The organism is Mucilaginibacter sp. Mucisp73, from assembly GCF_059491465.1.
The window spans coordinates 3,312,239-3,333,757 of the sequence record NZ_CP168507.1 but is presented as its reverse complement, the minus strand read 5'-3'; the positions used below and the strand labels follow the sequence as shown (position 1 = coordinate 3,333,757).

The following is a 21,519-nucleotide window of genomic DNA, read 5'->3' as shown; positions in this document are numbered from 1 at the left end:
AATCTAAAAAACTAATCCTTTAATCAAATTGTTCTTTCAACCTCACCAGTCTGTCAATCATAAGGTTTAGCTTTTCTTCCTCGTTCTTAAACATCCGGGGTTTAAGGTAAAACGTAGTGAACAAAAACCAGATCCCGATTGATGTATATGTTACTATTTTAAAAGTGAGGGATGAATGTTCAAGTACCTCGATAAAATACATGGCTAAACCGGCGCTTAGCAACAATATATAGGTATAATAAAACCAGCCTATAACTTTGCTCCGGTTTTTTTGATATGCTTTGAGGCTGTCAAGATATTCGGCAGGATTGAGGGTTGCATCGCGCTTGCTCAAAATGTGATAATGACGTACCATTAACGAAAGATACATCAACATGGTTACCAGTACGATGAGGATCCCGATAGTAGTAACTGCAGACTTAAATGCCAGGAAAAAAGTGACGACAAAAGCAAACGCAACGGTTACAACCATGGCCACAATACTCCAGTATAACTTTTGGGTTATACTCCTTATTCCCTTCTTTACCTGCTTCAGCACCTCATCCACCGAAAGCTGATCTGGTTTTGGCTGTCCCTGCCAAACCGACATCAAATGATCAAAGTCTTTCATACTGGTTATATAACTCCGTTAATTTTTGTTTTATACGATAAATTTTCACCCTCAGGTTCCCTTCTGATATACCCGAAATTTCAGCAATTTCGGGGTATGGCACCTCATCAAGTACCATAGTTATAATAATCCTTTCTGATTCTTCCAGTTTTGAAATACACTTATAGAGCAAAGCTACCTGCTCGTTTTTATCCGATAGTTCTTCTCGTTTTGTTTCTGCTAATTGTGGGGTTAGTTCGTCTTTGGCCTGGCGTTTTTCCGAGCGCAAATAGGTTAAACAGGTATTTACAGCAATTCGGTAAATCCAGGTTGATATCATGGCCTGGTTACGGAATTTCTCTAAATTTTGCCAAACCTTTAAAAAGGTTTCCTGTAGCAGGTCGTTGGCGGCATCGTCATCGCCGGTATAACCATAGCACAGATGGAATATCTTTTTAGAATTAGCTTCATATATCTGCTTGAATGCTGCTTCTTTGTTGGCCACTTCAGTTAATTTTATATTTAGACGATGTTAAGCTTTATATGTTACAACAAGTGATCATTCTTTTTAAACCAGCCCAGCTTGCTTTCGGCATCGCTTATTAGTTTATTGTAACTGTCCTGGTAATCAAACTGTAAGTCTTCGTGGAGCTTATTGATTAAGCCACGGATCTTTTCAACCTGCCTTATTAATATCAGCCTTAAAGGCTTGTATGATGTACGCCTGTCGGCATATTCAAGGTAATTTTCGCAAAAATTGATCAGCAATTCAATCTCAGCACCTTTTGATGCCATAAACTTGCTGTATTTACTCAGCAATCTCAATATTTTGCGCATGCCCTTTGCAGCGTTGTAACTTAATGATGATAACTGGCTGAACATGAAGCCGGCTTCGGCTTTTACTTTTTCTACAAAGGCGGCTTCATCATGGGCTTCAAAAAGCAGGTAGGCCAACAGCTCTTTGTTTTCCTTTTTGTAGCGTGCCAGGCGCAGCATTAATTCGGCCAGCTGCTCGTTAGGCAGGTGCTGAATTTCTTTTTTTATATGCTGTAATCCGTAGGCGGTAGTAGTCATGTTGTAAATAAGCAGGCAAAATACTAATTGTTTAAATATTTTTCACGAATTGCATTTAAGCTTGATTCAATTAGAACGAATTAGGTTCTACTAATTATATTGATGTAATTAATGTAGTTCGCAAAATTAGTTAAGAAATTAAAATAGCGTTTGCTGGGTGCAACGATTTTATTTCCTCATCCGATTTAAACGGAAAATGGAATATTCCCATAGCAGTTTAAACAGCGCGTAAATTTTGTAGTTTTGCAGGCTTATTAAATTAAATGAAAAAAAGCAGACTGACGCTCTTCATTTTTATCGCACTGGTATTGGGTGTGATAGCCGGTTATATTTATAACACCTACGTTTTCGCCGATCTTAATAAACAACTCAGTACCGCCGGTGCTACTGTTAAAAGTATCGACAAAAAAATAGAAGCATTACCCGATACCTCAGTTGCAGCCTACAAAGACCTTAAGTTACAAAGAATTGCCCAGGTTAAATTGCAAGGCCAGGCTACAGATGCGCGGGAGGATAAACTTGAGCTTTATAACATCCTGAGCAAGATTTTTCTTAACCTCATTAAAATGATTGTGGCTCCATTGGTGTTTACCACATTGGTGGTAGGCGTAGCCAAGGTAGGGGATATCAAAGCCGTTGGCAGGATAGGCGGCAAAACCATGCTCTGGTTTATCAGCGCTACGCTGGTATCCTTATTATTAGGGATGCTATTGGTTAACCTGTTTGAGCCAGGCAAGACCATGCATTTGCCACTGCCTGATAGTCATTTAAGTACAGGCATTAAAAAAACGGCATTATCATTAACCGAATTCGTTGGTCACGTTTTCCCTAAGAGTTTTATTGAGGCAATGGCCAATAATGAGATCTTACAGATTGTGGTGTTCTCTTTGTTTTTTGGCGTAGCTACCGCTGCTATAGGTGAGCAAGGTAAAATAGTAATCAAAGCGATGGATGCTTTTGCCCATGTGATTATGAAGATTACCGGTTATGTGATGAAAATGGCTCCTTTAGCCGTATTTGGTGCCATAACTGCAGTAGTGGCCAAGCAGGGCCTAAGCGTACTTTCAACCTATGGTATTTTTATCAGCGAGTTTTATTTTTCGTTGATTGTGTTATGGTCGGTAATTATATTGGCTGGATACATTGTATTAAGAAAGCCTGTGTTCAGGCTGCTTAACAGTATTAAGGACGCTATGCTGATAGCATTCAGTACCTCAACAAGTGAGGCCGCTTATCCAAAAGTATTGGAAGAACTGGAGAAATTTGGCTGTAGCAATAAAATAGTGAGCTTTGTATTGCCATTGGGCTATTCGTTTAATTTGGATGGTTCGATGATGTATATGACCTTTGCATCATTGTTCCTGGCGCAATCATATGATATTCATCTTTCATTCGGGCACCAGTTATCTATGTTACTGGTGCTGATGCTTACCAGTAAAGGTGTGGCCGGTGTGCCAAGGGCGTCGCTGGTGGTTATTGCAGGTACGCTGGCTATGTTCAATATCCCTGAAGCAGGTTTGTTTTTGCTGATAGGTATTGATCCGTTGCTTGACATGGGCCGTTCTGCTACCAATGTTCTTGGAAATGCAATGGCCACAGCGGTTGTAAGCAAATGGGAAGGAGAAGAAGTAGGTACCCAAATAATAAGAGAATAAAACATGCCTTCATTGTGGGAAACCTGGAATCAGCAGTGATGGTGCACAAAATATATTTCAGGGATATGCGCAGGGGCCGCGTTAGGGATTGCAGTGTAAAGCCCACAGCGCGGGCTGGGATTGCGGGCAGGAAAGGCGAGGACTTGTAACGGAAAGCCCGGGCCGCAGGCAACGCCCAAGTTTATAAACAAATAGAAAAATAATAATCGATAGCTTAGAAGTAAGCCATTATAAAGAACGAAGACAGTCGACAAAAAAGGAACTCATTAATACCTGTAAAATCAATCAGAGCTATTAATGATCTCTGGAAAGCATAGGCGCTCTGTAAAGTTCGCGATTGCTTCGTACCTCGCAATGACGGGCGAAAAAATAAATTCACTAACTCACTAATTCACTAACTCACTAATTACTTACATATGTCTCCCCGTTTAAAAAAAGTATTCCTGATCATGACTGTTGTGGTGCCGTTTATACTGTACTGCGTTTATTATTATGGTATGATGATCAAGAACGCACCATACCGTTTTGTTGATTTTGAATCGATCAGTTTTCAATATGGCCATAAGGACAGCCTTGTGAATAAATACGATTCACATACCGGCATGTTTCAATATCTCGACAAGCGCGATTCGCTGGTGAAAGAGCATTTACGCTTGACTAAAGATGATCTGCTATACCTGCACCGTAAAGCGGCCGACCTTGGTTTTTGGGATTTCCCATCCAAAGAAACCGGTGATACGTCGAAAGTTGCTGATGGAAAAGCTGTTCGGTACATTATTGAGTTCAAATACAAGGAAAAAACCAAGCGCGTGATCTTTGATACTGATTACTTTGGTAATCCTAAACTAATTGATGCTAATCAGCGATTGATAGCCGAGATTCAGAAAAAACTTACCGACGTAGAGAACCGTGGTAAAAAATAAAATATTGGGATGTTGTTTATTAAATAATCAATCCCTATATTTGCACCTCGAAATTTAAAACAATATTTAACAAACATGTACGCAATAGTAAGTATAGCAGGACAGCAATTTAAAGTTGCCAAAGACCAGCAGATCTTTGTACACAGGTTACAAGGCGATGAAGGCGCTAGTATTGAATTTGACAGTGTATTGTTAGCAGAAAACGAAGGTAAATTCAAATTAGGTTCTGATTTGAAAGGTGCTAAAGTATCGGCTAAGATCGTGTCACATTTAAAAGGTGATAAAGTAATTATCTTCAAAAAGAAAAGAAGAAAAGGTTACAAAAAGAAAAACGGTCACCGTCAGCAATTTACCAAGATTGAGATCACCGGTATTACATTATAATTAAAGGTTGAACCGGAGTTGTTCTGCAATTCCATAAAAGATATAAAAAATGGCACATAAGAAAGGGGCCGGTAGTTCAAGAAACGGTCGTGAGTCACATAGCAAGCGTTTAGGTATCAAAATTTTCGGTGGTCAGCCAGCAATTGCAGGTAACATCATCGTACGTCAGCGTGGTACTAAACACAACCCAGGCTTAAACGTTGGTCTTGGTAAAGATCATACTTTATTTGCACTGGCCGAAGGTATCGTAGTTTTCAAAAAGAAAGCTGATAATCGTTCATACGTATCAGTAGTTCCTTTTGAAGCTGCTGAAGTTGAAGAAGTAGCTGCACCTGCACCAAAAGCTAAAAAAGAAGCTGTAGCTGTTGAAGCTCCTGCTGCTGAAGAAGCTCCAAAAGCAAAGAAAGCTGCTGCACCAAAAGCTAAAAAAGAAGAAGCTGCTGATGCTGCTGAAGAAACTGTAGCTGAATAATCAGTTAACAAGTATTAGGATATAAAAAATCCCGGTCAGTTTTGATCGGGATTTTTTGTTTTGTGATTATTTGTCAGATTGCAGCATAAAACAACTAATAGGAGAACTATACAAAACCCTTACCGGTTTGCCATTAATACGCCCCGGTTTCCATTTTGGTGATTTGTTTACATGAGCAATGAATGCTTTGCACATTGCTTTGTTTATTTTCCTTTTGACACTGGCATGCGTTACACTTCCGTCGGTTTCTATAATCACTTGTATAAGAAAACTGGCTTGTGTATTCTCTTTGTCGTAGTCTTTTGGTATCGGTACTTTAAAAAGATAATTTGTCCACTTTTCTATGCCTCCGGGAAATTCTGGCTGTACATCTACTGTTTTATAAACTGTTGTATCTGGTTTAACATGCTCCCTTTGAGCTTTGCCTTGTGCAAACAACGCAACAGGTAATATAATAATCAAACCAAATACAAGCAGATATCTCACGTGTTTATTCGATGATCAGTTTCTTTAAATAGTAAGTATCAGGATCAATAACCGGCATAGTTTTGCTGGTTATGGTAATGCCTTTTTTATCAAGCGTATAGCGTTTAGTAATGCCATCTGCAGTGATATCAATTGGCAATGGCATATCGATATTGAGCAACTGAACCTGGTATTTATCGCCACGTTGGGCCTTAACATGTACTTCCAGTTTATTGATTGAATAGATGTACAAATCAAACAGCGGCTTGAGATCCTGACCGGCAGCTTTGCTGAAATATTGGATCACATCATCAGTACTTGCTAAATTGCTATAGGTGTAGCGCGGGTCGGTAACAAAACCTTTAAGGGTGGGGAAGAAGGTACTATCGCCCATAATATACCTGAGTGTATGCATAAAGAAAGCCCCTTTACCATAAATATCACCATTATAAGCTGATTCCTCATCGATATCTTTACCGATAACGAGCGGGATTTTATTGCCGAACGACAGTGCTGAACTTTGGAAAAATTTGATATAAGCTTTCTCGCCTTCAAATTCCCTTACGTAAAGCGCGTCGCCGTAGGTGCAAATCCCCTCGTGGATCCAGTAATCGGCCCAGTCCTTAGCAGTAACTTTATTGCCCCACCATTCGTGGCCAAACTCGTGGTGCATGAGGCCGTCATAATCCTCGCCGCCAACTTTGGTGTATTTAAATTTGGCACCATAAGCGTTCATGGTTTGATGCTCCATGCCCAGGTGAGGAGTTTCAACAATACCTATCTTTTCTTTTACCCAGGGATATTCACCAAAATATTTCTCCTGCTCTTTAATTGTTTTTACAAAGATGTCAAGATGGTGCTCGGCCTTAGAGGCATGCTCTTTTAATACATAAAACTGGATGGGCACATTATGCCCATCTACAGTAGTATACGGACGAGTTACTACGGTATAGTCACCTGCATTGAACAAGATACTGTAATTGTTAATGGTGTATTTGGTTTGCCAATGGAAAGTTGCTGTTTCCTTTTGCTTGCTTACGCCTTTTAACAACCCCGGACCTGCAACCACCAGATCTTTAGGAACGGTGATGAACATGTCTACACCCTCGTTTGGTTCGTCGGAGGGGTGATCTTTACAAGGGAAATACAATTTGCCGCCTGTACCTTCGGCCGTGATGGCCATCCACTGGTGTCTGGTCGAGTCTTGTGTCCAGATAAAACCGTCGTCCCATGGTGGGCGACGGGCAACATGGGGCTTACCGCCATAAATTACTTTAACGCTTGCTTTGCCAGCCGGTAGTTCTTTGGCTGTATTAATGGTAATGAGGTTATTCTTGTATTCAAATGCTTCCTGTTTGCCATTTACTAAAACCTTGCTGATAGTTAAAGAATCTAACAGGTCAAACAATAAAACCCTGGTGGGTTTCGCCATGATTACATCAATGGTAGTAAAACCATCAATGGTTTTCTGTACAGGATCAACAGCAAGCGAAATGGTATAATGCCGCACATCCATTATAGCTTGCTCGGGTTTCAGCTTTCCGCCTGAGGTGAGGGTTTGGGCATACAGGGAGACTGACGATAACAAGATCATTAAAATAAATGAGAACTTTTTCATTTAATGTTGTTGGGTTTAAAATATAACAGCATATCTGGCTGGCTAACGGTTGGTGTACAAAATTGCTGGTTTTCAGTTGTTGAATGAATAATTTACAAGGCTTGGGCATCCACAATCTCACGCAGCCCTGTTTTCGTTAGTTTTATTTTCCTCGTCCATTGTGGTAGAGTTAACTATTCTATATCTCTTTTAAACGAAATAATGATATAATATTTAGAATCTATCGCTTTGCCATTTAACATGGCTGGTTCCCACTTAGGGCTTTTATTAATTAACCGCAATGCCTCCCTGTCTTGTTCTTTGGATAAACCTCTTTTTACAATTGCGTCTGTTAATTTGCCGTTTCTCGTAATTGTTGCTTCAACTATCACCCGCCCTTCAATATCCTGACTTTTAACCGGCCATCGCAAATTTTTTCTCACGAAAATGAAGAAATTATTGGTGCCGCCTGGAAATTCTGCTTGCTTGTCTACCTTAATGCCACAACTGGATTTATACTCTTCGGTATCAATTTTAGAAGTTTCAGTTTGCGCTTTTACTAAGATCGGCCAAAACGATAAAGATATGATAACGAAAATTGTTTTCATGCTCACAATTCTATTGATTCATATAGAATGGGCACAGAATATTTTGATTTGATAAACTTGCCATCGCGAGTAGCAGGAACCCACCTTGGAGAAAGGTTAATAACTCTTAAAGCTTCCTTGTCAAATTCAGGAGCAAAACCTTGTACAAGTTTAATGCCCGACAGTAAACCATTACTCTCCACATAAAAACTTACTTTGACTATACCTTGCTTAACAAGTGAATCCTTTGGCCATTTCAAATTTTCTTTTAAAAAATCATGAAAAGCCTTGTCGCCTCCACGAAAATGCGGCGGCGTTAGTTTTTGGGCTTTCGCGCTTATTGAGCAAATAAGAATGATAAGGATGGGTAAAAATTTCTTCATCCTTAAATATAAATCAATTCTCCCTCACCAGCAAGCCGTCTGCAAAATCTCGCAGGTATTGTTTATGATCTTCGGGCAGATCAATAGCGTCGAGGGCTGCAAAAGCCTTATCAGCATAGGTTTGCATGGCTTTTTCAGCATGCTGCCTGATATCAAGTTCGTTGTAAATGTTTGTTATGGCTTTAACTTTTTCTACGCTGTCAAATTCAATAGCATTTAGCCAATGATTTAAAGTTTGCGCTTGGCTATCTTTAGCCAGTTCAAGTGCGCGGATCAATAAAAAGGTTTTTTTATTGGAGATGATATCGCCGCCAACCTGCTTGCCAAACTTTTCAGGATCGCCATAAACATCCAGTATGTCGTCCTGTAGCTGGAAGGCTATACCAAGGTTAACCCCGAAAGAATCAATCAAATCAGCGTCGGTTAAAGCTGCACCGCCAATGATGGAGCCGATTTTTAATGTACCACCTAACAGTACAGCAGTTTTAAGGCGGATCATGTTGATGTACTCTTCGATACTTACATCGTTACGCTGTTCAAAGCTCATATCAATTTGCTGGCCTTCGCACACGCCGGTCGCAGTATCGTTAAAAACGTCAAGTACATTACGCAAAATGCTGTCATCAACCTTCATCATCATGCGGTTGGCTTCTACCATCATGGCATCGCCGGAGAGGATAGCGACATTGGCGTTCCATTTTTCATGCACAGTTGCTTTGCCACGGCGGAGCGGGGCTTTATCCATAATATCATCATGCATCAGCGTGAAATTATGGAATACCTCTATAGCCAGTGCGGGTTCAATAGCCCTGTCAACGTCGCCTCCAAAAAGGTCGCAGGCCAACAGGAGCAGGGCAGGGCGCATACGTTTGCCGCCAATAGATAAAATATAGCTTATCGGTTCATACAGATCGGCGGGGTAAGCCGGGTAGCTTAGTTTGCCTACTGCATCATTTATTAGTAACTGTAACTCTGTAAGTTGTTTCATTTATTTACGGGAACCCTGATTTTCTTGATTTTAGGATCGACTTGATTATAAATATCAGGAAATCCTAAAATCAGGCGAATCACGGTTCATTATTCTTGTACCAATATAAAGTCTATCTGTTTTTTGGTCAGATCAACCTGTTTTACTTTAATCTTTACTTCATCGCCCAGTTGGTAAATTTTCTTTTTACGCTGACCGATGATGGCATAGTTTTTCTCGTCCAAAGTGTAAAAATCATCCGAAATATCACGCAGGCGGATCATGCCTTCACATTTGTTTTCAATGATTTCTACATACATACCCCATTCTGTAACGCCCGATATGATACCCATAAAGGTGTTGCCAACCTGGTCGCGAAGATACTCTGCTTGTTTGTATTTTACTGAAGAACGCTCTGCATCTGCTGCTTTTTTCTCCATTAAAGAACTGTGTGAGCATAGTTTTTCATAAAACTCGGCATTGGCCGATTGGCCGCCATTTAAATAATGGAACAGCAGTCTGTGTACCATCACGTCCGGGTAACGACGGATTGGCGAGGTAAAGTGCGTGTAATGATCAAAAGCCAAACCATAATGGCTGCTGCTTTTGGTTGTGTATATAGCCTTCGCCATTGAACGGATAGCCAAGTGGGTTAATACGTTCTGCTCTTTTTTGCCTTCCACATCCTCCATCAGGTAATTGAGGGATTTGGCTGTTTCCTTGTCAGATTTGGTGTTGATCTTATAACCAAACCTTGCTGCAAACTGAGCAAAATTAGCCAGCGCATCAGGTTTGGGCGAATCATGCACACGGTAAACAAAAGTGTATCTGTGTTTGCCCTTGCCCATTTTGCTTACACGCTCGGCTACTTTACGGTTGGCAAGTAGCATAAAATCTTCAATGAGTTTGTGGGCGTCTTTGCGTTCTTTTACATAAACGCCCGTTGGTTTGCCGGTTTCATCCAGCTTGAATTTAACCTCAGTGGTTTCAAAACTGATAGCGCCGTTTTTAAATTTGCGGTCGCGCAGTTTATAGGCAAGCGCGTTAAGCTTAAATATTTCTTCTTTAAAATCACCCTCGCCGGTTTCTATTACTTCCTGCACTTCTTCGTAGGTAAAGCGCCTGTCGGAGTAGATGATGGTTTTGCCGTACCATTCGGTAATAATATTGGCATTTTCATCCATTTCAAAAACGGCCGAAAAGCAGAGCTTTTCTTCTTTAGGGCGAAGAGAGCAAAGACCGTTTGATAACCTTTCAGGAAGCATTGGGATTACCCTGTCAACGAGGTAAACAGATGTGGCTCTGTCCAAAGCTTCTTTATCCAAAGCCGAATCGGGAATGATGTAGTGTGATACGTCGGCAATGTGAACACCGACTTCGTAATTTCCGTTTTCCAGTACACGGTAGGATAAGGCATCGTCAAAGTCTTTGGCATCAAATGGGTCGATGGTAAAGGTGGTGATGTTTCGGAAATCACGGCGTTTGGCAATTTCTTCGGGCGTGATCACATCCGGAATTTCTTCAGCATCATGCTCAACCTCGGCAGGAAATGATAGCGGAAAACCATATTCGGCCAGGATGGCGTTCATCTCCGTATCGTTTTCACCCTGGGCTCCTAAGATATGTTTGATCCTTCCGATAGGGTTTTTAGCTTCCGTTGGCCAGTCGGTAATTTCGGCTACAGCTTTGATGCCATTTTTAGCCCCGTTAAGCTCGCTAATGGGGATGAAAATATCGTGCATCATCTTACGATCATCGGGAATAAAAAACGCGTATCGTTCTGAGAGTTTAACAATGCCCGTAAACTCCATTTTGGCGCGCTGCAGAATTTCGATAACCTCGCCTTCTTTGTGCTTGCCTTTACTTTTGGCGTATACATAAACTTTCACACGGTCGCCGTTAAGGGCGGTGCGAAGCTTACGCGGAGCGATGAAAATATCGCTTTCAAACTCGTCATCGGTAACGATAAAGGCCGAACCATCGTTGGTAAGGTCAACTACGCCTTCAATAAAGGTTTTAAGTTCAAGCAGCTGGAATTTGCCCGGAGCGATTTCTTTTAATACCGATTTTTTAACCTCGTCTTTTAAGATGTCGTAGATGATCTCGCGCGATTCGGGGTCACGGACGTTTAATTTAGCAGAAACCTGTTTATAATTGAGTGGCGTATTGCCGTTTTGTTCAAATATATCAAGTACCATTTGGGTAAGTACCTGGTGTATAGAAGAGTTGTTTTTCTTACGTTTAGACATAGAATAGTATTTGCATCAAAGATACAGAATTTTGGGACCCTATCTTGGCCCAATAGTGATGGATAAAGCAGTTTTAATCAACCCGGTATTGAAGCGATCAGCCTTTTGGTATATTCTTCTTTTGGGCGATAATAAATATCGTCGGGATAGCCGGTTTCCAGTATTTCGCCTTTGTTCATCACCATAATCCGGTCGGAGATATGTTTAATCACGGCCAAATCATGCGAAATAAAGATATAGGTCAATTTAAGTTCGTCTTGTAGTTCGCGGATGAGGTTTAATACCTGGGCCTGAACCGATACATCAAGCGCCGATACTGATTCATCGCAAATGATAAATTTAGGCTGGAGCGCCAAAGCCCGGGCAATAACAATCCGTTGCCGTTGCCCGCCCGAAAACTCATGCGGATAACGGTCAAAATGTGCGGGCAGCAGATTGACCCGTTCAAGCAATTCAAGTACCTTTCGTTTGCGGGTTGTATCGTTACTGTAAAACTGATGTACCTGCAATGGCTCCATAAGCGATTGCCCAACGGTAAGCTTAGGATTTAATGATGAGTATGGATCCTGAAAAATGATCTGGATATCTTTTCTGATCTGCCTCAACTCATTTTTTTTAAGTTCACGAAGATCAGTACCATCAAAAGAGACCTTCCCCGAAGTAGGTTCTATCAACCTTAAAATACTTCGCCCCAAAGTGGTTTTTCCACAGCCCGATTCGCCAACCAGACCTAAGGTTTCGCCCGGGTACACATCAAAGCTTACATTATTCACTGCTTTTACAACATGATCTTTTCGTTTGAAAAGCCCCGTATCTGTAGGGAACCAGGTATTTAATTTATCTGCCCTTAACAAAGGCTGCTGTTCATATAGTTTACGCTTTCTTTTGGCGATTTCGGTGTCCGGGTAATAATATAATTCCCTGATGCTTTCTATAGTTACTGCGGGCCTGGCCCCATCCAGAAAATCGGCCACAACAGGGAGTTTTTTCAAATGCTGCTGCGGGGAAGGGCGGCAGGCCAGCAATCCTTTAGTATAAGGGTGCCGGGGATTTGCGAATAGATCTTTTACCGCTGCTTCCTCTATAATTTCGCCTTTGTACATCACCAAAACCCGGTCGGCAATCTCTTTGATCACACCCAAATCATGCGATATAAAGATCAGGCTCATATGCCTTTCAGCTTTAAGCTTGTGCAGCAGCTCAATGATTGTTTTTTGCACGGTAACGTCAAGTGCAGTGGTGGGCTCATCGGCAATCAAAATCTCCGGGTTGCAGGCCAAAGCCATCGCTATCATTACCCGTTGTTTTTGTCCGCCCGAAATCTGGTGAGGATAGCTGTTGAATATGGCTTCGGGCCGCGGTAATTGTACTTCTTTAAACAGCTCAATGGTTTTTTGTTTAGCCTCAGCTTTACTTGATCCTAAATGCAACCTGATAGCTTCCGTAAGCTGAAAGCCACAAGTAAGTACCGGGTTAAGCGAGGTCATGGGCTCCTGGAAAATCATGGCTACCTGGTTGCCGCGCACACGCCGCATTTCATCTTCCGATAATTTGCACAGGCATACACCATTTAAAAGTACAGAGCCATCTATTAGGGACTGATCTTCATTAAGCAAACGCATCAGGGCAAGGGAGGTAACAGATTTGCCCGAGCCGGATTCGCCGACAATGCCAATGGTTTCACCTTTGTTAAGTGTAAAAGAAATTCCCTTTACCGCTGTGAACTGGTTTTTACCATTCTTAAAACTAACCGACAGATCACTGACTTTAAGCATTATTAGCCTACAATGGTTATAAATTCGTCTGCTATCAGTTCTTCGCCGCGGTAACGTCTTAATAGTTGTGCTGTAGCTATCACATCTTTTTGGCAATAAGCGCAAATGCGCTCCAACTGGTTTTCATTCCAGTATACGCGGCCTACATCGCTGCCATCTATATCGTCTTTGGAGGTTGGGATATTAAAAATTGTGGTAAGCAGGTTTAAGGAAGTGTAGTGTTTGTGATCGCCAAACTTCCATAATTCCATGGTATCTAAATGGACAATCTCCCAGGGCTTTTTACCCGCTATTTGCAGCTGCGGCGGAATTGGTATGCCGTTTACCAGTAAACGGCGGCATAGGTACGGGAAGTCAAATTCCTTGCCATTATGAGCACATAAAATAAGGTTGGGCGGCTGACTGACCAACAGGTTGCAGAACTTGGTAAGCAATTCTTTTTCATCATGTGATGCAAAAGATTTTACCCTCAAGCCAATGTTTTTCCCGGCAATAAAGATCCCAGCCGAAATGCAAACTATTTTACCAAACTCGGCCCAGATGCCGGCGCGCTCATAATGAATGTCAGCAGGTTCATCTTTGCGTTGATGCCGGGTTTTTAGTTCCCATAAAACCTGCAGATTTTCGGGCAGTTGTTCGTGGGTGCTGTACTGCGGCACCGTTTCGATATCAATTACCAATAAATTATGCAGATCGTACTGTTCAAGCATCCGGTTAAAAATTATCGAGCCAATATAATGATAAAGTTAGTAGATGGTTGCTGCGGACATTTAGTTTACAGAAAAATTAAAATCGATAAGTTGTGTTTTTATTTCTTCAATACTTCAAACGCTATGCTGATAGTATTGCCGTTGCCATCAACCAACGTAAGAATATGTTTGCCCGGAGGTGGGTTTAAAGCCACCTGGTGAAAATCTTTGGTCTCGCCAACGTACTGATCATCCAGGTGCCAAAAAATCTTCATACCTGGCTGGCGGTGTGCTGCGTTGCAAATCATGCGGCCACGGGTGCCGTCTGCTTCAAGGGGCACGTATATTTTAGCGCCGTTTTTAGGGTAGATGACTTCCATTGTATTTCCATTGTCGGCCTGGATACAATCCGGGCGAAAGGGCGGGAGTACATGATATTGATAGTTTCTGGCTTTGTAATAATATTCCATAGATGGCGGCAACACAAACCAGCTTTTATTGAGGATGTTATCCGGCGGCTCACAATTACCGTTTACCTGCCATTTGGCATCGGCAGATAAATGCACCAATTGATGGTAAGGACAAACAGGGGCTTTCAGGCCGCTTTTGGGTACATATTGCTCATCTGCATCCTGGCAGTATTGCCCGGCCCGGTAGCCGCTTTGTTTGCACACATTTATTTTCACCATTTCGCCCATGGGCATTTCAAACCAATCGCGCGATACGGGCAATAGCCTGAAGATTTCAAACAGAGCAGGTGCAGCTGTGTTAATGCCCGTTAAGCCCGGCCGGCCCTCGCCATCGGTATTGCCAACCCAAACGCCAACAACATATTTAGGAGTAACCCCAATTGCCCATCCATCGCGAAAGCCAAAGCTTGTACCGGTTTTCCAGGCCACGCGCTGGCTCGAGCTAAATTGCTGCCAAAGCATTTCCTCGCCCGGCCGCATCACTTCCTCCATGGCCTGGAAAGTGTAATAAATAGATGCTGCATCCAGCAGCCCGGACTTTTCAAGTTCAGGTTTGGCTGCAAGCTTCTTTTCGTAAACAGGATTATGAAAATCGGCAGGGTTATACTTACCGCCGTTTTTGTTGTAATGATTAAGCACACGCGCCATATCAGCATAAGCACCGCTTAATTCCCAAAGTGTGTTTTCACCCCCGCCCAATATTAACGACAGTCCATAGTGATCGGCAGGTTTGGTTAAAGTGGTGATGCCTGCTTTATGCAAAAAATCATAAAAGCGTTCGTATTTGTATTGCTGCAGCATTTTAACCGCCGGTACATTCAGCGAACGGGATAAGGCCCGCGATGCGGGGACAGCACCATCATAACCCAGATCGAAGTTTTCGGGATGGTAACCCGCGATCATGGTAGGTACATCGGGCATCAGGCTATTGGGTAATATCAGCCCGTCGTGCAGCATTGCCGCGTATAACAGCGGCTTCAAAGTACTTCCCGGGCTTCGCGGAGCATCTATCACATCAACATCGCTCTCCATTTGCGGGTCCTCCCGGTGGGATATGTTACCGGCATATGCAAGTGTTGCACCTGTTTCAACATCAAGTACAATGGCGGCAATGTTATTGATATCGTTAGCCTTTAATAAACTATGATGCTGCTCCAGGATATCGTTTACCTGTTGCTGAAGCGACGATTTGATGCTGCCTGTAATGCGGGTATCTCCGTTGGGCTTAGCCTGATGATCGGCTTTAAAACGTTGCAGCAGGTGCGGAGCAAGTTGAGGAAGGGCCATCGGTCTGTCGGGCACAGGCTCAAGCCGGGCAAGGGCAGCAGTGGTACTATCAATGATACCTGCCTTATGCAATTTATCCAATAATAAATTCCTTTTTCGAAGCAGTATTGCCCTGTTCCTGCCGGGGTGTACCAATGAGGGCGAGTTAGGCAAAACAGCCATAGCCGCCATTTCGCCCCAGGAAAGTTTATCAGGGCTGCGGCCAAAATATCGCCATGACGCTGCATCCAGCCCAATGACATTGGTGCCGAAGGGGGCGTTACTGGTATATAACGCTAAAATTTCGCTTTTGCTATGGGTTACTTCAAGGCGCATTGCCATGAAAATCTCTTTCAGTTTATTCCAGATATTGCGTTTATGCCTGGTAGCCAGCCTGATCACCTGCATAGTAAGAGTACTGCCGCCGCTGCTTACCTTTTTCGAGCTCAGGTTTTGTTTGATGGCCCGGCTAAAGGCAACAATATCAAAGCCGGGGTGGCGCTCAAAGCGTTTATCCTCAAAAGTGATAATGCACTGTTTGAATTTTTCGGGTACTGTGGGATTATAAGGAAAGCGCCATTGGCCATCATTTGCTATGGATGCACCGAGTAACTGGCCCTGATCGTCGTCAATTACGTAAGAGGTGGGACTATTAAATAAAGGATTGGGCAAACAAAACCAAAATATCAGGGTTAAAACAAACAAAAAGAAAAGCGATACTATAACTTTAGGCTTTTTTAAATAACTTTTAGCTCGTTTTAGCACAAATTGCATTACTAAATATAAAAATATTAAGCCAGTTCAGGTTTATACAACTATAATTGTGGCAAAAATCTACGAGGCAATAATACAATAAATGACGATACAAAAATTATCAATTATTATCCCGGCTTACAACGAAGGTAAAACCATACATTTAATTTTGGATAAAATTAAGGAGGTAAACCTTATCAACGATATTGAAAAAGAAGTGATCATTGTAAATGATTGCTCAAAGGATGATACAGAAGCAGCTATTTATAAATATAAACTTGCCAACCCCGAAGTTAACATTCAGTACTTTAAGCATGAAGTAAACAAAGGTAAGGGAGCAGCTTTACATACAGGTATAGCAAAAGCTACAGGCGATTACCTGATCATCCAGGATGCCGACCTTGAATATGATCCCGCTGAATACAACGACCTGTTGAAACCCGTAGTAGCAGGTTTTGCCGATGTGGTTTATGGTTCCAGGTTTATGGGAAGTAACCCTCACCGTATCCTGTTTTTTTGGCATACCATTGGCAACAGATGGCTTACCTTTGCTTCAAACATGTTTTCCAATCTTAACCTTACTGATATGGAAACATGCTATAAATTGTTCAATACCAAAGTTATCCAATCCATAAAGCTCACTGAAAAGCGTTTTGGCTTTGAGCCTGAGGTTACCCAAAAGATCTCGAGGGTGCACCGGATCAGGATCTATGAGGTAGGTATTTCCTATTATGGCCGTACTTATGAAGAAGGCAAAAAGATAGGATGGAAGGATGGGGTTAGGGCCATTTACTGTATTCTTAAATATGGCTTGTTTAAATCAAAGTAAGAGTTTTTCTGCCGGAGTAGCTTTCATTAACCGTATTTCTTCTTCACGGAAATTGTCAGCAAGAATTTGAATTACGGAAGCCGCTTTTTAGAGTGGCCCAATCCATTTTAAATTGCACACAGGAGATGCAATGTGACGCGTCTTAATATACAAATCAACGTGTTAAACAGGTTCTAAGATGTTTAACATTCAAAAAATAGCTGTCATTAAAACTTAAATCAATGTTTTACTGCTTTCGTTGCACCTTTTCCCAAACAGCGCTTTGCTTCGTGCTAAAATAACGGATGATACCGGCCAGTACCGCATAGTTCATAACACAAAAATAATAGGGAATGAAAAGGACTTTAATACGGAGCTGCCGCTTTTCCATTATTAGCCCGAGCAAAGCCAGTAAATAAAACAATACCTGTGCCAATAATAGTCCTTGCATCGCTGTTTCTCCAGGTTTAAGAGCCAGCACAACGTTTAAAATAAACGATAATATAAGCAGGAAAGGGGTAATAGTCCATCTTAAAACCCGGTGACTGATATACTGAAACGATAAAATTGGGTAGGGGAAAGGATTGAATAATTTTTTTAGCCTTAAAATAGATTGCATCCCACCGGCAGCTATTCTCACTTTTCGTTTTAACTCTTCCGACACATTTTCCGACGCCGTTTCGGTAGCGTATGCTTCAGGTTCATAAACAATGCGGTAGCCTTTGGCAGCTATCAGCATCGAGATCATGAAATCATCAAGCACGGTATCCGCTTCAACAGGCTGATATAGCGAGCGGCGCACACTAAACAGTTCGCCTGCCGCGCCAACAACCGAATACAGCTCCGAATCCCATTTTTTTAGGGCCGATTCATATTTCCAGTAGAACCCTTCACCAGCCGCACTGGCATCTGCGTCCTCGTCAATATGCACCCGTTTTTCGCCCGCAACGGCGCCAACTGTTGCATCGCTGTAATGCCTGCAGATCTTGATCAATGCATCTTTATTTAAAAATGTATTGGCATCGGTAAATACAACAGCGTCGGTATTAACATAGTTCATGGCCCGATGCACCGCGGCTATTTTGCCGGCGCGCTGTGGCTGGTGCAGCAATTGTATCTGCGGGTACCTTGCAACAATATCGGGTGTTTTATCCGATGACCCGTCGGTCACAAAAAGCAGTTTTAGTTTTCCTGCGGGATAATTAAGCAGGAGACTGTTACTGATCTTTTGCTCAATAAAATATTCTTCGTTGTAAGCGGCTATCACCAAAGTACAGGTAGGAAGTTCATCCAGGTTTTCTGAAGGAAGAGCTTTCCGGCCTTTAAAAGCCCTTTTGATCCTGATGATCAGGTACAGAAAAATCCCATACCCGGCAAAAGTGTAAAAAACAATAAAAAGGCTTATGGCTAAAATTATTTTCATGTTATGGTGTTAATGGGGTATCCTAAATTGCTGCTGTTTTTTGAGTGGGTAAAATTCCACCATACTGCTTTAAAAAGCATCGGAATAAAGTCGTATTGTTTTTCTTTGACGTAGTTAACCAGGTTACGGGGTACCACAATCAGCAAAAAATAAAAATAAAATAATACTTTTTTAAGCGGCGGGGCATTCCGGCGGATAAAAAGGATCCTGTTCCGGTTCATGAAGTATTCCTTTAGTTTGCTTTTTTTGCCCACCGAAACAGATTCTTTATGGTAAATAAGTGCATCGGTGCAAACCCAGGCCTTAAAACCCGCTCTTATAATGTGCTCGCACCAGTCAACCTCTTCATAGTAAAGAAAAAAGTTTTCGCTCATCATGCCCGCCTTTTCAATAGCTTCTTTCCTGATCATCATGGCTGCTCCGTGGCAGTAGGCTGTAGGCGCAGTTATATGATCAAACTGACCTTCGTCCTTTTGCTTTAAGCCTATCACGCTATTTCGGCAGGTGTAATAGTTCATAGGCGTGTAGCCCGCATATTGTATTAATTGTTTATCACTGAAATACTTGATCTTGGGCGACAGCATTCCTACGGCGGTGTTACTATCCATTACCTCAACCAGTTTTTCAACTAAACCCGGGGTAAACTCGGTATCATTGTTCACCATAAAAATATAATCGCCGGTAGCTACCGTAAGCCCGAGGTTATTTCCACCGGCAAAACCAAGGTTAACATCCGAGCGGATAAATATTATTTCGGGGTATGTTATTCTCCAGCCGGGAACCGGATCTATCTTACTTGCATTATCAACAACAATTATTTCTATATTACTATAAGTACTTGTATTTTTAATTGATAATAACATTTCCTCGGTAACGGATGGCTGATTAAAACTTACAGTAACAACAGAAACTTTTTTCATCTAAAAGGGGTTATTATCAATATTGCTTTTTACGGCTAATATTAATAAAAGTTAACCAATTATATCACTATATTCCTTTGAATAATAACCAACCAAATAATGATGAGTCACTGCTTACCATAAAAGCAGATGAGCTTATACAATTGCTGAAAAAGGGGAATGTTGATAAAGAACTTGTTAAAGCCATACAGCAAAAAATAAATAATGCTATTGAAAGTAATTCGAACCAGCAAAAATTTGATGCCTTTAGCGGGTTAGATCAGGAGCAAAGCCGGCTTGATATGGTAACAAACCTGGAATTTTTACTTACCCAACACCAGGTTGATAGCCGGGAATCGAAGAAATACCTGCTGCATGAAAGAATAAAACATATAGTTTTAGTAGCAATTGCGGTTACCATGATCATACTTGGTTTAGCCATGATCATCATGCCTGCACCACCATATTTTGAAATGTTTACCATTTTTTATTTTTCAAAGGACGACGGTATAACTTTAATGGATGTTATATCGGTGTTAATAGTATTATCGGGTGTATATTTGTTTATAAATGCCCTACTCCGAAAAATTAACGCCTGAACTCACTAATATGCCGAAACGTCCAAAAATACTCCTGGTTGATGATAGCCCGCTCATTTTGATGGTTATAGGGCAGGCTTTGGAAAAAGAGGGTTTTATTAGCCGCAAGGCAGGTAATGTAGAGGAAGCTATGACGGCGCTTGAAAATGAGATCCCCGATTTGATTTTGTCTGATTATCAAATGCCCGGTACAGATGGTTTTGCATTCAGGCAGCATTTAATGACTGTACCTGAGTATAAAAATATCCCCTTTATGTTTTTAACATCGGTTACCGATCACGCTCACATGATAGCGGGGATCAGTCTTGATGCTATTGACTACATTGATAAGGATACACCCATTGTGGTCATTATCTCAAAGATCAATAATTTTTTGAACAGCATCCGCGAACGCCACGAACACACGATCAGGGAGCTGAGCAGCGCCGCAATAGCCTTAAATTTGTATTCCGTTCCGCAGGAAATACCCCGTATTAATGGCTTTGAAATAGATTTCTGGCATAAATCGTTTGAGAATTACCCGGGCGGAGATTTTATTGATGTGCTAACTATAAATAACAGGTATACTTTTATTATCCTGGGCGATGTGATGGGCAAAAAATGGGGAGCATGGTTTTTTTCATTCGGCTATCTGAGCTATATAAGGGCAGCTGTAAGGATATGTGTTTCGGAAGGGGACGTATCAACCAAAAGTATCATGCAAAAAATCAACTCGGTAATTTATCATGACCCGGTTGTGAGCGACGTGTTGTCGACACTTTCACTTGTCAGGATCGATCCGGAGAATGAAACGCTAAGTTATACCGGCGCGGGCGACTTGCCGCTGTTGTATTTTAGCTCCAGGGAAAATAAACTTAACAGGATTAACTCATCAGGCTTGTTGCTGGGGATTAGTAAAGAGGGCGGCTTTGATGAACATTTATTTACCATGCAGCCTGGTGATCAGTTGATCATGATAACAGACGGATTGATAGATAAAGAGACACCGGCAGGAAAGAAAACTGACCTGAACAGTTTTATAGATGAGATTGAAAAACATCTTGGTAAAGCCAATTCATTTGCAACCTTAAAATACGACGGCTTTTTGAACGAAAAAGCGAGAGAACAAATTGATGACTGCAGTTTAATATTTATTCAAAAAAACAGCTAAATGATACTACAAACACATCTGCTTAATAATGCATTAATTGCGGATATTCAGCTTAAAGAGGCGAATTTGGCAAATGCTGAACAATTTAAGTCGGAACTGATGAGCCTGATCAATAAAGGAAATAAGTATGTTATTGTAAACTTTGAACAGGTAATATATGTTGACAGTTCTTTTTTAGGCGCGTTGGTATCGGCTCTTAAACTGGCCATGAACAACGGGGGAGACATTGCCGTAGTTGGTTTAAATAATGATATCAGGTCCTTGTTTCAATTAGTGCGGCTTGATAAGGTGTTCAGGATCTATACAAATACACAGGAGGCTTTAACCGGGGCATAAACGAAT

The 21,519-nt window shown here is 41.7% G+C and carries 22 protein-coding genes; 8 read left to right on the top strand and 14 right to left on the bottom strand.

Going from position 1 to position 21,519, the window contains the following annotated elements; translation table 11 throughout:
- Positions 1 to 19: 19 nt before the first annotated feature.
- The 3 genes from ACEN82_RS13900 to ACEN82_RS13890 are packed head-to-tail and all read right to left on the bottom strand — an operon-like array spanning position 20 to position 1,663.
- Complete coding sequence (locus ACEN82_RS13900; RefSeq protein ID WP_090525003.1) at positions 20 to 610, bottom strand: hypothetical protein; 591 nt, start codon at positions 608 to 610, stop codon at positions 20 to 22.
- Entirely contained in the window at positions 597 to 1,094 is a 498-nt protein-coding gene (locus tag ACEN82_RS13895) for an RNA polymerase sigma factor (protein WP_090525007.1), read from the bottom strand. Before ACEN82_RS13895 ends, ACEN82_RS13900 begins: the two co-directional genes overlap by 14 nt.
- Before the next feature lie 41 nt (positions 1,095 to 1,135).
- Positions 1,136 to 1,663, bottom strand: coding sequence for a hypothetical protein (locus ACEN82_RS13890; protein ID WP_413320011.1), 528 nt, complete (start codon positions 1,661 to 1,663; stop codon positions 1,136 to 1,138).
- A gap of 263 nt (positions 1,664 to 1,926) precedes the next feature.
- Between ACEN82_RS13890 and ACEN82_RS13885 the strand changes: the two genes are divergently transcribed.
- From ACEN82_RS13885 to rpmA, 4 genes are all read left to right on the top strand, one after another.
- Positions 1,927 to 3,318, top strand: coding sequence for a dicarboxylate/amino acid:cation symporter (locus tag ACEN82_RS13885; RefSeq protein WP_413320009.1), 1,392 nt, complete (start codon positions 1,927 to 1,929; stop codon positions 3,316 to 3,318).
- A gap of 416 nt (positions 3,319 to 3,734) precedes the next feature.
- On the top strand, positions 3,735 to 4,241 hold the full coding sequence (locus ACEN82_RS13880; RefSeq protein WP_176624186.1) for a hypothetical protein: 507 nt from the start codon (positions 3,735 to 3,737) through the stop codon (positions 4,239 to 4,241).
- Between the two features lie 75 nt (positions 4,242 to 4,316).
- Positions 4,317 to 4,625 carry a 50S ribosomal protein L21 gene (rplU, locus tag ACEN82_RS13875; protein ID WP_090467954.1) on the top strand — a complete coding sequence of 103 codons (309 nt, stop codon included), beginning with the start codon at positions 4,317 to 4,319 and terminating at the stop codon, positions 4,623 to 4,625.
- Positions 4,626 to 4,674: 49 nt separating this feature from the next.
- Entirely contained in the window at positions 4,675 to 5,097 is a 423-nt protein-coding gene (gene rpmA, locus ACEN82_RS13870) for a 50S ribosomal protein L27 (RefSeq protein WP_110583361.1), read from the top strand.
- Positions 5,098 to 5,163: 66 nt separating this feature from the next.
- On the opposite strand, the gene ACEN82_RS13865 is transcribed toward rpmA, so the two are convergent.
- The 9 genes from ACEN82_RS13865 to pbpC all read right to left on the bottom strand — a co-directional run bounded on the left by ACEN82_RS13865 (position 5,164) and on the right by pbpC (position 16,319).
- Complete coding sequence (locus ACEN82_RS13865) at positions 5,164 to 5,583, bottom strand: energy transducer TonB (RefSeq protein WP_413320006.1); 420 nt, start codon at positions 5,581 to 5,583, stop codon at positions 5,164 to 5,166.
- A gap of 4 nt (positions 5,584 to 5,587) precedes the next feature.
- Complete coding sequence (locus ACEN82_RS13860) at positions 5,588 to 7,180, bottom strand: M1 family metallopeptidase (RefSeq protein ID WP_413320004.1); 1,593 nt, start codon at positions 7,178 to 7,180, stop codon at positions 5,588 to 5,590.
- Positions 7,181 to 7,353: 173 nt separating this feature from the next.
- The gene (locus tag ACEN82_RS13855; protein ID WP_413320002.1) at positions 7,354 to 7,767 is read right to left on the bottom strand and encodes an energy transducer TonB; all 414 of its coding nucleotides are present in this window, start codon (positions 7,765 to 7,767) and stop codon (positions 7,354 to 7,356) included.
- A gap of 2 nt (positions 7,768 to 7,769) precedes the next feature.
- Positions 7,770 to 8,129: an energy transducer TonB gene (locus tag ACEN82_RS13850; protein WP_413320000.1), complete on the bottom strand. Its 360-nt coding sequence runs from the start codon at positions 8,127 to 8,129 to the stop codon at positions 7,770 to 7,772.
- Positions 8,130 to 8,142: 13 nt separating this feature from the next.
- Positions 8,143 to 9,117: a polyprenyl synthetase family protein gene (locus ACEN82_RS13845; protein ID WP_090525026.1), complete on the bottom strand. Its 975-nt coding sequence runs from the start codon at positions 9,115 to 9,117 to the stop codon at positions 8,143 to 8,145.
- Positions 9,118 to 9,206: 89 nt separating this feature from the next.
- A complete protein-coding gene (gene rnr, locus ACEN82_RS13840) occupies positions 9,207 to 11,345 on the bottom strand; it encodes a ribonuclease R (protein ID WP_413319998.1) in 2,139 nt (712 codons plus the stop codon).
- A gap of 77 nt (positions 11,346 to 11,422) precedes the next feature.
- On the bottom strand, positions 11,423 to 13,120 hold the full coding sequence (locus ACEN82_RS13835) for an ABC transporter ATP-binding protein (RefSeq protein WP_413319996.1): 1,698 nt from the start codon (positions 13,118 to 13,120) through the stop codon (positions 11,423 to 11,425).
- A gap of 2 nt (positions 13,121 to 13,122) precedes the next feature.
- Positions 13,123 to 13,830: a 3'-5' exonuclease gene (locus tag ACEN82_RS13830; RefSeq protein WP_090525031.1), complete on the bottom strand. Its 708-nt coding sequence runs from the start codon at positions 13,828 to 13,830 to the stop codon at positions 13,123 to 13,125.
- A gap of 98 nt (positions 13,831 to 13,928) precedes the next feature.
- A complete protein-coding gene (pbpC, locus tag ACEN82_RS13825; RefSeq protein ID WP_413319994.1) occupies positions 13,929 to 16,319 on the bottom strand; it encodes a penicillin-binding protein 1C in 2,391 nt (796 codons plus the stop codon).
- Positions 16,320 to 16,401: 82 nt separating this feature from the next.
- Between pbpC and ACEN82_RS13820 the strand changes: the two genes are divergently transcribed.
- The gene (locus tag ACEN82_RS13820) at positions 16,402 to 17,127 is read left to right on the top strand and encodes a glycosyltransferase family 2 protein (protein ID WP_129568672.1); all 726 of its coding nucleotides are present in this window, start codon (positions 16,402 to 16,404) and stop codon (positions 17,125 to 17,127) included.
- Positions 17,128 to 17,353: 226 nt separating this feature from the next.
- Here ACEN82_RS13820 and ACEN82_RS13815 read toward each other — a convergent pair whose 3' ends face one another.
- On the bottom strand, positions 17,354 to 18,529 hold the full coding sequence (locus ACEN82_RS13815; protein WP_413319992.1) for a glycosyltransferase family 2 protein: 1,176 nt from the start codon (positions 18,527 to 18,529) through the stop codon (positions 17,354 to 17,356).
- Positions 18,526 to 19,449, bottom strand: coding sequence for a glycosyltransferase family 2 protein (locus tag ACEN82_RS13810; protein ID WP_413319990.1), 924 nt, complete (start codon positions 19,447 to 19,449; stop codon positions 18,526 to 18,528). Before ACEN82_RS13810 ends, ACEN82_RS13815 begins: the two co-directional genes overlap by 4 nt.
- Before the next feature lie 77 nt (positions 19,450 to 19,526).
- On the opposite strand from ACEN82_RS13810, the gene ACEN82_RS13805 reads away from it, so the two are divergent.
- From ACEN82_RS13805 to ACEN82_RS13795, 3 genes are read left to right on the top strand one after another with little or no spacing between them, the layout of a single operon-like run.
- The gene (locus ACEN82_RS13805; RefSeq protein WP_091167743.1) at positions 19,527 to 20,027 is read left to right on the top strand and encodes a hypothetical protein; all 501 of its coding nucleotides are present in this window, start codon (positions 19,527 to 19,529) and stop codon (positions 20,025 to 20,027) included.
- 10 nt (positions 20,028 to 20,037) lie between these two features.
- Positions 20,038 to 21,177 carry a SpoIIE family protein phosphatase gene (locus tag ACEN82_RS13800; RefSeq protein ID WP_413319987.1) on the top strand — a complete coding sequence of 380 codons (1,140 nt, stop codon included), beginning with the start codon at positions 20,038 to 20,040 and terminating at the stop codon, positions 21,175 to 21,177.
- A complete protein-coding gene (locus ACEN82_RS13795; protein WP_112655036.1) occupies positions 21,178 to 21,513 on the top strand; it encodes an STAS domain-containing protein in 336 nt (111 codons plus the stop codon).
- Positions 21,514 to 21,519 lie beyond the last annotated feature (6 nt).